The following is a 2144-nucleotide window of genomic DNA, read 5'->3' as shown; positions in this document are numbered from 1 at the left end:
TAACCTAGTGGGCTAAGTAAAAACCGAGCAACAAAGAGTAAATAGCCCCTAGGAAGAACCCTTTGGGCAGCGCCTGTTTGGCATTAATGCTACGTTATCGCCCATTTATGGGGAATAACCACACTGCATAGGCTCTGCCTTACCTAAATACCAAACAGACTGCTGCAAATTTAACCTTGAAAGTTCAACAGACCCTAATATCAAAGCGCTTATCTATTTTATACAGTCATCCCAACAAAATTAGGAAGACACCCATCCTAATTGCTACTGAAACCGTAATTATAATAGATAGCCAATAGATCGATGACAACGGTTTATTAAACAATGGTGGTAAGCCCTTATCACCTTGCATGGTATTCATCTCAACTAATAAGCTACTCAAACACCTGTAACGGTAATCCTCCCTAAAAATAATTAAAACAACACCAAACTCTTTTTTATATTTTGCGTATAGATACAGTAATCGATTGAAGCAAAATAGGAACTCAGCTATGGTTTGTTTATCAATAAAAACAAATAAAAGAACGAGTTAATCTACAGGCTCGTTAGCACTAAAAGGAATTATCGTGATTAATTGTACATTTAAACTTAATGATCAACCTATGAGCACTCTAAAGTGCGGAGCATCTACATTTGATGCATATTCGGGCTTAGAAGCGCATAGAAATAAAAAGCTATCGATTTGTATACCGAGTAAGGGGCCCATCCCTACAGGAGTGTATTACATTATCGATAGACAATCTGGTGGGCTTCTTGGGCCATTAAGAGACTTATTTTCAGATAAAGCAGATTGGTTCGCTTTATACGCAATAGATAAGAAAATCGATGACTCAACGTTTTGTGAAAAAGTTAAGCGAGGGCAATTCAGAATTCATCCAGAAGGCCCTTTAGAACTTTTAGCTCAATTATTAAAAGTTCGGGAAAAACAAAAATTCCAAGTACAAGCATTGAATCATATGGGAAGTTAACAGTTTTATGAAATGTTTTCTGAAAATTATGTTATTCATTTTTTGGTATATAGGTATACCTTCTTTTGTTACTTTTATGTGGTTCAACCTCTCTATTTTTGTCCCCTTATCAGAAGCGCTTTGGTCGTTTTTTAACAAATTGACTGGCGAAATGAACGTGGGATATGCATCAGATTTAGAATTTATCACAATTTACTTTTTAGGGGTTATTGTATCTTTCGCTTTAAAGTATTTAGTGCTAACAAGAGACTATGGCGTCAAATAAACAAGACACTCATCCTAATTATTACAAAAAAATCAACAAAAACGGGGCGGCAAGTACAGTTTATAAATAAGGAATCGCGCAAACGGCTAAGCTGTATCCACAAAATGAAGATTAAAATAGTTAGCCAATGGGTCGATGACAACGGCTTATTAAGCAATGGTGGTAAGCCCTTATCACCTTGCATGGTATTTATCTCAACTAATAAGCCACTCAAACACCCGTATCCGTTCCAAAACACCAATTAAAACAACACCAAACTCTTTTTTATATTCTGCATAAAATACAGTAATCGATTGAAGCAAAATAGGAACTCAGCTATGGTTTGTTTATCAAAGAAATAGATAAAAAACGAGTTAACCTGAAGGCTCGTTAGATTTAAATTACACATCGGAGTTTTATTTCAATATGGAAGCAATAAAATTAGAAGAAAATAGCGAACTTGATACGGTTAATAAAAACAGAGTTAAGAATGAAACCCTCACTACAGAGCTTCATTTTGAATTGTTAAAACAGTATGCGTGGCTTTCATCGGCTGTAATTGGTGCAATTATTATACTTGTACAATTAAAGGCGGTTGAGATGGGGAACGATGTTTATATTTCTTTAGGCCTTTTAAGTTTATCTATATTCTTTTCTCTTGTTGGACAAGACCATATGGTTGACTCATTACTCAAAGGTAAAGATATATACAAAATATCTAAAGTCTTAAAATTAATTAGAGTCGTTTCCATGGGGTGCTTGGGTTTAGGGGCCGGCTATTTTTCAGCAGGCATATTTTAAACCTAATATTAGGGGCTGTTGATCTTTCACATTGGTAGCCAAATCATTGCACATGCCAGCGCTAACATACTCTCAAACTGTAATTTCAATTTATCGTACCTTGTCGCTATAGCACGGAAGTGCTTTAGCCT

2 protein-coding genes and 1 pseudogene are annotated in these 2144 nt (G+C 35.5%); 2 read left to right on the top strand and 1 reads right to left on the bottom strand.

What is annotated here, in order from left to right:
• The first annotated feature begins 602 nt into the window (after positions 1-602).
• A complete protein-coding gene (locus H5119_RS19810; RefSeq protein WP_220496102.1) occupies positions 603-968 on the top strand; it encodes a DUF2778 domain-containing protein in 366 nt (121 codons plus the stop codon).
• A gap of 670 nt (positions 969-1638) precedes the next feature.
• A complete protein-coding gene (locus tag H5119_RS19805) occupies positions 1639-2013 on the top strand; it encodes a hypothetical protein (RefSeq protein ID WP_182703451.1) in 375 nt (124 codons plus the stop codon).
• A gap of 26 nt (positions 2014-2039) precedes the next feature.
• Here H5119_RS19805 and H5119_RS20595 read toward each other — a convergent pair.
• A pseudogene (locus H5119_RS20595) lies at positions 2040-2144 on the bottom strand (IS5/IS1182 family transposase); the annotation flags it as partial.

Origin of the sequence: Pseudoalteromonas sp. SG45-5, assembly GCF_014164085.1 — a bacterium.
In the GTDB taxonomy this organism is placed as follows: Bacteria; Pseudomonadota; Gammaproteobacteria; order Enterobacterales; family Alteromonadaceae; genus Pseudoalteromonas; species Pseudoalteromonas aliena.
The sequence above is the reverse complement of the archived record's forward strand: the minus strand, read 5'-3'. Positions and strand labels throughout refer to the sequence as shown.

Bases quoted from the DNA above. Each gene is read 5' to 3' on its own strand.
- H5119_RS19805 (WP_182703451.1), top strand. From the start codon at position 1,639: ATGGAAGCAATAAAATTAGAAGAAAATAGCGAACTTGATACGGTTAAT.
- H5119_RS19810 (WP_220496102.1), top strand. From the start codon at position 603: ATGAGCACTCTAAAGTGCGGAGCATCTACATTTGATGCATATTCGGGC.